Genomic DNA, 7,443 nt, shown 5'->3' on the forward strand with positions numbered 1-7,443 from the left:
TGTGCGTCCAGCGCCACCGATAATATTGACAATTCGCCCATCACGCCGACTTTTGAGATGGGGTACAACGGCTCTAACTAAACGGATATAGCCTAGTAATTTCAGGTTCCAAGCATCCACAAAAGCATCATCGCTCAACTCAAGAAAAGAGCCTGCACGAGCTGAACCTGCGTTGTTAATCAAGATATCAATCTTGCCAAACTGTGCCAGTGTAGTTGAAACAACTCGCTCAACACTTTCTGCCTCAGTTAAATCGGCACTTATAGAAATAACTTTCGCCCCTGGCGTGGGTAGGGATTGAATCGCGCTGACGGCATTCTCTAGCCGTTCTGGATTCCGAGCTGCGATCGCTACATTTACACCTTCACTATAGAGGGCTTTGGCGATCGCTAAACCAATACCCGCACTACCACCTGTGACAATTGCTGTTTTACCTGATAGTTGTAGATCTAAGCTCATGAGATGAATTCCTAGATGTGTTTGGTCTAATATCTACTGCCTGCAACAGATAAACTCAATAGATAACCTAGTCCTTCTCTACTTCATAATCCTGTAGCTAGGTTAATGATATTTAATAATATACGGTAAATTGATAGATGTTTAGTGTTTAATTAAACTTAGCAAACACATCAGAGAATATATCTGAATAATTAAGTACCCTGTTAACTCAGATTAAGTATATAAAATTTGCCAAATGTAGTAAATCTAACCTTGGTTTAGACCTTCTTAGCACTTCACCCAAGGCATCGCATCAATTAAAGGAGTACTACGGTTTTATGAGACTCAAGCGTTATGCATTGATAACAATTTTAACTCTAACTGTATTATTAGGTATGATTCTGCCTGCAAAAACACAGCAGAATATACCATTAAAGACCCTATTTCAAACTTCTACTATCACTGCTTTATCAACGGGTATTTTTGAAGGTACTACTACTTTCAAAGAATTAAAGAAGCACGGGAATTTTGGTTTAGGTACAGTAAATTATCTAGATGGAGAAATGATTGGATTTGATGGGAGATTTTATCAAATTAAATCAAATGGAGTTGCTTCTGTCGTTCCTGATTCCACAAAAATTCCTTTTGCAACTGTTACTTTTTTTAAACCAGAAAAATTGATTAACTTAGCAGAAAAGCTAAATTATCAGCAACTGCAACAATCTTTAGATAAGGAAATACAAACGAAAAATTACCCTTATGCTATTCGCATTCAAGGAAGATTTCCTTACCTTAAATTTAGAAGTGTCCCTAAACAAACTCCACCCTATCCTCGTTTAGCAGATGCAATTAAAACACAATCCGTTTTTGAATTAAAAAATATTAATGGAACTTTGGTTGGCTTTCGTACACCATCTTATATGCAAGGAGTAAATGTTAATGGCTATCATTTCCATTTTCTTACCGCAGATCGCAAAACAGGTGGGCATCTTTTAGATGGAGAATTTCAAAATATTAAAGTAGAAATTGCTGTTATATCTAATGTTGAGGTAAATTTACCCAAGACTGCGGAATTTGAACAAGCTGATTTAGGAGATGCTTAAGTTGATACCAATGTTCAAAACCTCTTTCCTGAAAAGAGAAAGGACTTTAACATATATTTTTCCTTTTCAAAAAACCTCTATGTGTTTGCTGAATATTTTGGCGATCGCATATTAGACTCACTATTCTAATATAGGTATGTGTGGGCAATTTCTACCTTAAAAAAGGCTAGGAACTTACAGAAATTGATTTATGAGTTAGTTGCTTGTTCGCTGTTAATAGCTATAGACTCAGCACGAACCAATAATATTGCTGATTGAGAACCTATATTGTGGATGTTCAATATGTCTTGAGCCTCTCTAGATGTACAACCTAAAAGTAGCTTGATTTCTGTGTCCCGCTTTGCCAAGTCAACACTACAGATGACAGCGGTTACATTGCTAGTAGATAAGCTTCCTATCCAGACATCAATATTAGATCCATCCCCAGCTTGAGTATCTTGCAAATATCCATAGTCTAATGGATAAATTAATGATGAATAACGTGGATGTGGTGTGCCTTTTGAGCGTTCAATTTTGATAGTACTAGTAGCTACTAATTCATCTAGTTTGTTCCAGAAATCATTACCATCTCTCATTACAACTGCCAAGTTAAATGGCAATAGCACTATTAACAAGATAACTATTTTGCTGTTCAAGCAATTGTGGTAATAATCTCATCTCATTAAATACAACAGATGCACCAGCTGCACGGAGTTTTTTCGGTCTCATCAATTCTGCATAACCAAATACAGTCATCCCGGCATTAACTCCAGCGATAACGCCTGTTGGTGTATCTTCAATAACTATACATTCTTGTGGAGAAAATCCCATCTGTTCAGCCGCATATAAAAATATATCTGGATGTGGTTTACTACGTATAATTCCTGTATGACTAAATATTTTTCTTAAAAAGTAAGCTAGTAAATCTGTTTTTAATAAAGCTTGACGCATCCAATTATAGCTACTATTTGAAGCAACACAATAAGGAAGATTTAGCTTAGTTAAAACATCATGTATTCCCTGTACTGGTTTCAGGTCTTTTATGAAAGCTTGCATCATTCGTTGTTCAAATTCAGTAGCAAAGTTCCCTGGTAAAGGTTGACCAAGTATATCTTGAACAATTTCTAGACATTGAGTCGTAGATTTACCAGCACAAATATTGAACACATCTTCCAAAGTTAGATATAGCCCTATTTGATTGAGCATATCCAATAAAATAACATTGGCGATGATTTCACTATCCACAAGAACACCATCACAATCAAAAATTACTAACTTAAATTTGTCCATATAATCTACAAAAATATTGATGCAGCAGGGTAAGTCAGACAAGGAGATGCAAAGAGATGGGGACGCAGAGAAAAAACAACTGACAAATGACTAATGACTAATGACGGTTTTAGCCAGTTGTTTTTAATTGCACCAACCTATTTAATTAGAAATGTTTAATACTGCCTTGCCAGGGTAGGTTCTATCCAATAATTTCTGTGCAACATCAGCTATTTGTGTCCAATCACCTTCAATATCAATGTGAGGACGCAATTGACCAGCTTCTACTAAAAGTAAAAGTCGTTGGAGTCCGATTGCTGCTGATTCCCTTTGTAATTCATGGAACAATATCAAACCGTACAAACTTGCACCACCAGTTCCATAAAATCTTTGAGCATTGAATGTTACCTCATTTTCCCCGGATGTGCCAAACAGAACCACTGTCCCATTTTGTGCCAATAAACTAAGGGCTGTTCCCAAGGTATTACCACCTACTGACTCGATAATTAAGTCATAGGGAGCAGATTCATCAGTTGGTGAAATGTTCTCACCAATAATTACAGAATGAGCACCAGCATCTTTAACGAAAGACTCGTATTCTGGGCGGCGAATATGCGCCACTACCTTTGCGCCACTCAGCCGTGCTAGTTGAATTGCAAAGTAACCCACGCCACCAGACGCACCTGTAATTAATACTGAGCGACCTAACACTGAACCGCCTTTGAGCAGAGCATGATAGGCAGTTAAACCTGCTACTGGTAATGTGGCAGCTTGAGCAAAAGATACAGAGGGTGGCAATTCTGCTAGTGAGTGGGTTGGGATTGATACCAATTCTCCCCACGCGCCAGCACGAAGCAAACCGACAACTCTTGTTCGTGCGGCTGGGCCGGAACCATCAGCCGCAGGGGTTTCTACCACACCTGCCAAATCCCAACCAGGCCGCCAACCTGCTTCTGCGGTGGTAGAACGTCTGATTTCTCCCCGATTCAGGGAAATGGCTGCTACCCGAATCACGGCTTCGTTAGCAGCTGGGGTAGGTGCATCTACATCACGCAGTACCAAACGCCCGGATACATTGGGATCTACTACAACGGCACGTATTTTACTCATATTGAGAAGAACTGAATAATTGGGGGTTAGGAAGGGACAGGGGGGACAAGGGAGACAAGGGAGACGAGCAGGACAAAAAAATTAATGACTATTGACTCTTTAAAGATTCTTGGGAAAGGGTAGTAATAATGTCTGGTAGTGGACGGCTACGATCGCTTTCTTCTGGTGTTTCCCTACCCAAGGAGGTTTCTTTCACTAAGCGATAAACATCTGCTGCACCTTGAAAAATGCGATCGCTTAAATCTAAGGCTTGAAATGTGTCTGCAATCTCTTCCATTTCCCCAATCCATCGATGTGCTTTTGGTGGCATGGATGGCAGAGAACGGGTAAGTATTTTTGCTAATTCTGCTTGGCTACTCGATACTTCATCCCACAGTTGTTGATCTAAGTCGAGGCGATGGGCTGCAATCAGCAATTCTGTACCAATTGCTGTCAGTCCTTTTGTTAGCGCTGCATAGCACATCTTCAATCCCGAAGCCTGACCAATTTCATCGCCAATTACTCTGATATCTAATCCATAATCTCGGAGTTGTTGAAGTTCAACTGCCTGTTTTCCTGATGCATAAATGCGGGTGCGATTGGGAACTCGTGGAGGCGGGCCGATAATTGATGCATCGACAAATTCTCCGCCCTTGGATTCAATAATTTGGGCAATAGTTCTGACTTTCTGGGGTGATATAGCGTTGGCATCAACATATAAAATACTTTTATCAACGCTGGCTATGGCTTCAGCTACTTGTTCTGCTGCTTCAGTGGCGGCTGCGGGTACTAGAACTGACAGCACCACATCGGATTCAATTACCAGTTGTTTTAGGGAACCCACATCTTGGATGTAGGCTGCTGCGGCTAATTGTCGAGTGCGATCGCTGCGATCGTCCAAGGCTGCAATGGTCTTCAAACCATTTTGGTTGAGGACAGATGCGATCGCCTGCCCCATGTCGCCCGGACTTAAAATACCAACAGTTTGAATTTGCATGGAAAGCTTGATTCCAAAATGCTGAATAATAAGTACTGCTGTGCTTCGTTGGTCTCGGCACCCAATACTCATTATTCAGCATGGGTTCGGAGATTGAGTTATGAAGATAAATACGGTAAATTGATATAGTTACCGTACTTTGTCTAACCAGGAAGTTAACACAAATTGTTATAAGGAAGCAAGCTATTGAATGACTCAAAAAGCAGAAGTATATCGATTTATCCTCGCTTTTGTGGCTGGCTTTCTGGCAGTGCTGGTATTTCACCAAGGTTTACTCGCACTGCTACACGCCATTAATTTTGCCCAGCGTCCAGCCTATCAAACTACACCTACACAGCCTTTTGGTGTACCGCAATTTATCTCAAGTGCTTTCTGGGGAGGGCTTTGGGGTTTAATTTGGGCAGCGATCACGGTACGCTGGCAAGTAAACAAAAATTATTGGTTAGCAGCGCTGATTTTTGGTGCAGTTGCACCGACATTGATCGCTTGGTTTATTGTTGCACCGTTGAAAGGTTTGCCCATAGCTGGGGGTTGGAAATTACCAGCGATAATTACAGCTTTATTAGTCAATGGTGCTTGGGGTTTGGGAACCGCTTTATTATTTAATTGGTTTGCCAACAGGCAAGTTTTAAGTCGTTAAATTAAGTCGGCACAAATTCATCACATTAAATAAACAGTTTTCCCTATGGAGAAGGTAGTGATAATCGGTGGTGGACTTGTGGGTATGAGCGCTGCCTATCGACTCGTTCGTCATAATGTGGAAGTAGTCCTGGTCGATCGGGCTGACAAAGGCAAGGCAACGGCAGCAGGTGCAGGAATTTTATCACCAGGTAATCGATTCCCTCCCAACGATCCGATTCTTCCCCTCCTCAAGGAAGCCCATGCTTATTATCCCCATCTGATCGCAAATCTTGCTGAGGACGGTGAATGCCATACTGGCTATGAAAAAGTAGGAGCAATTCATGTCGCTACTACTAATGAAGAAGCCGCCCAAATGCCAAAGTTGCTAGAGCAAATCCAGCAACGCCACACAGATGGATTTCATCACATTGGGGATGCCAAGATTATCGACTCTGACACGGCTAAATCCTTCTTTCCGGCACTCAGCCGAGTTAAGGCTGCAATCCATATTCCTGAAGCTGCTCGTGTTGACAGCCGACTATTATGTAGCGCACTAGAACGGACAATTAAACGGCTTGGTGCTGTTCTACTAAACGGTCAGGCTCAATTGGTGGTTGCGGGAGGGAAAGTAGCATCTGTGAAAGTGGAAGGACAGACAATAAATACAGATGTAGTAATTATTGCCGCTGGCGCTTGGTCAGCTATGCTAGCCAAGCAGATTGGATTAATGCTGCCAGTGTATCCACAGCGCGGACAGATTGCACATTTAGCGATCGCCAATACTGATACTGGAGGATGGTCGATAGTTATGGGGTTTACACATTACATTCTGACTTTTCCAAATAATCACGTAGTTATTGGCGCAACACGTGATGATGTCGGCTACGACTATAGTGTAACAATGGGTGGAATGCAGGAACTATTCAATGAGGGACTGCGGATGGCAGAGGGGCTAAAGTCTGCTACTTTCAAGGAAGTTCGTATTGGTTTCCGTCCGCAGAGTCAGGACACAGATCCTTTTATCGGACAGGTACACGGCTTTGGAAACGTGTATTTTGCAACGGGACACGGGGGATACGGGCTTCAAGTAGGGCCTTACTCTGGCGCTATAGTTGCTGATTTAGCACTTAAGAAAACAGTCTCCATAGATCTGAATCCCTTTGCAGTTGGGCGCTTTGGCTATAGCTAATTGGTGCGTTCATCATTGTAATCAGACTTAGTGTAATATTTGCATTACATTACTCTTGAGGTGTTAAAGAACTTGCTTTGAAAGCAAAAATCAGACTAGCCAATGAAGAAGATGCCTCACAAATGCTGGCAATTTATGCACCAATTGTCCGCGAAACGACAATTTCCTTTGAGCTAGAACCACCCAGCGAAACGGAATTTCAACACCGAATCAAAAGCTATCAACAGCAGATGCCTTGGCTAGTTTGCGAAATTGATGGTGAGGTTGTCGGCTACGCTTATGCTAGTCCTTATCGTACCCGTGCAGCTTACCAATGGTCTGTAGAATCTTCTGTATACGTCGGTGAAAATTATCGCCGCAAAGGAATTGCCAAAGCCTTGTATACTTCGCTGCTTAAATTACTGCAACTGCAAGGATATTATAATGTGGTGGCGGCGATCGCTTTACCCAATCAAGCAAGCGTAGCTGTACATGAAGCTGTAGGTTTTGCACCTGTAGGAGTGTTTCAGCGAGTCGGGTTTAAATTTGGTAAGTGGCGTGATGTGGGCTATTGGCAATTATCTCTTCAACCAGAGCAATCTTTTTTGAGTAATGGCGATGAACCTATAAATTCACCTGTTTCTGTGTCAGAAATCCAGAAATCGCCTCTGTGGAATGAAGCTTTAACAAGTGGACTCTTGCTGCTGCGAATTTAACTAAACGTGAGTTCGATGGAACTAAAAAATGGCAGGAGGTAGAGCAGGCAAATCTTTTGGGTA

The 7,443-nt window shown here is 41.6% G+C and carries 9 protein-coding genes; 4 read left to right on the plus strand and 5 right to left on the minus strand.

Features of this window, described 5'->3' with window-relative positions; genetic code table 11:
• Window positions 1-459, minus strand: a 459-nt coding sequence (locus tag BV372_RS25780) for an SDR family NAD(P)-dependent oxidoreductase (protein ID WP_143845290.1), incomplete at its 3' end; no start/stop codon positions are given.
• 317 nt (window positions 460-776) lie between these two features.
• Between BV372_RS25780 and budA the strand changes: the two genes are divergently transcribed.
• Window positions 777-1,541: an acetolactate decarboxylase gene (gene budA, locus BV372_RS25785; RefSeq protein ID WP_086689344.1), complete on the plus strand. Its 765-nt coding sequence runs from the start codon at window positions 777-779 to the stop codon at window positions 1,539-1,541.
• Between the two features lie 188 nt (window positions 1,542-1,729).
• Here the strand turns inward: budA and BV372_RS25790 are convergent, their stop codons facing one another.
• From BV372_RS25790 to BV372_RS25805, 4 genes are all read right to left on the minus strand, one after another.
• Window positions 1,730-2,116 (minus strand): hypothetical protein, encoded by a 387-nt coding sequence (locus tag BV372_RS25790; RefSeq protein WP_086689350.1) that lies wholly within the window; start codon window positions 2,114-2,116, stop codon window positions 1,730-1,732.
• Between the two features lie 13 nt (window positions 2,117-2,129).
• A complete protein-coding gene (locus tag BV372_RS25795; protein ID WP_086689345.1) occupies window positions 2,130-2,810 on the minus strand; it encodes an HAD family phosphatase in 681 nt (226 codons plus the stop codon).
• A 141-nt stretch (window positions 2,811-2,951) separates the two neighbouring features.
• Complete coding sequence (locus tag BV372_RS25800; RefSeq protein WP_086689346.1) at window positions 2,952-3,899, minus strand: zinc-binding dehydrogenase; 948 nt, start codon at window positions 3,897-3,899, stop codon at window positions 2,952-2,954.
• A gap of 88 nt (window positions 3,900-3,987) precedes the next feature.
• A complete protein-coding gene (locus BV372_RS25805; RefSeq protein WP_086689351.1) occupies window positions 3,988-4,875 on the minus strand; it encodes an NAD(P)-dependent oxidoreductase in 888 nt (295 codons plus the stop codon).
• A gap of 190 nt (window positions 4,876-5,065) precedes the next feature.
• Between BV372_RS25805 and BV372_RS25810 the strand changes: the two genes are divergently transcribed.
• From BV372_RS25810 to BV372_RS25820, 3 genes are all read left to right on the plus strand, one after another.
• A complete protein-coding gene (locus tag BV372_RS25810) occupies window positions 5,066-5,515 on the plus strand; it encodes a hypothetical protein (RefSeq protein WP_086689347.1) in 450 nt (149 codons plus the stop codon).
• Window positions 5,516-5,560: 45 nt separating this feature from the next.
• Window positions 5,561-6,685, plus strand: a complete 1,125-nt coding sequence (locus BV372_RS25815) for an FAD-binding oxidoreductase (RefSeq protein WP_086689348.1) — start codon at window positions 5,561-5,563, stop codon at window positions 6,683-6,685.
• Between the two features lie 77 nt (window positions 6,686-6,762).
• Entirely contained in the window at window positions 6,763-7,380 is a 618-nt protein-coding gene (locus BV372_RS25820; RefSeq protein ID WP_086689349.1) for an arsinothricin resistance N-acetyltransferase ArsN1 family B, read from the plus strand.
• The last annotated feature ends 63 nt before the right edge of the window (window positions 7,381-7,443 follow it).

This window comes from Nostoc sp. T09, from assembly GCF_002154695.1.
Classification (GTDB): Bacteria; Cyanobacteriota; Cyanobacteriia; order Cyanobacteriales; family Nostocaceae; genus Aulosira.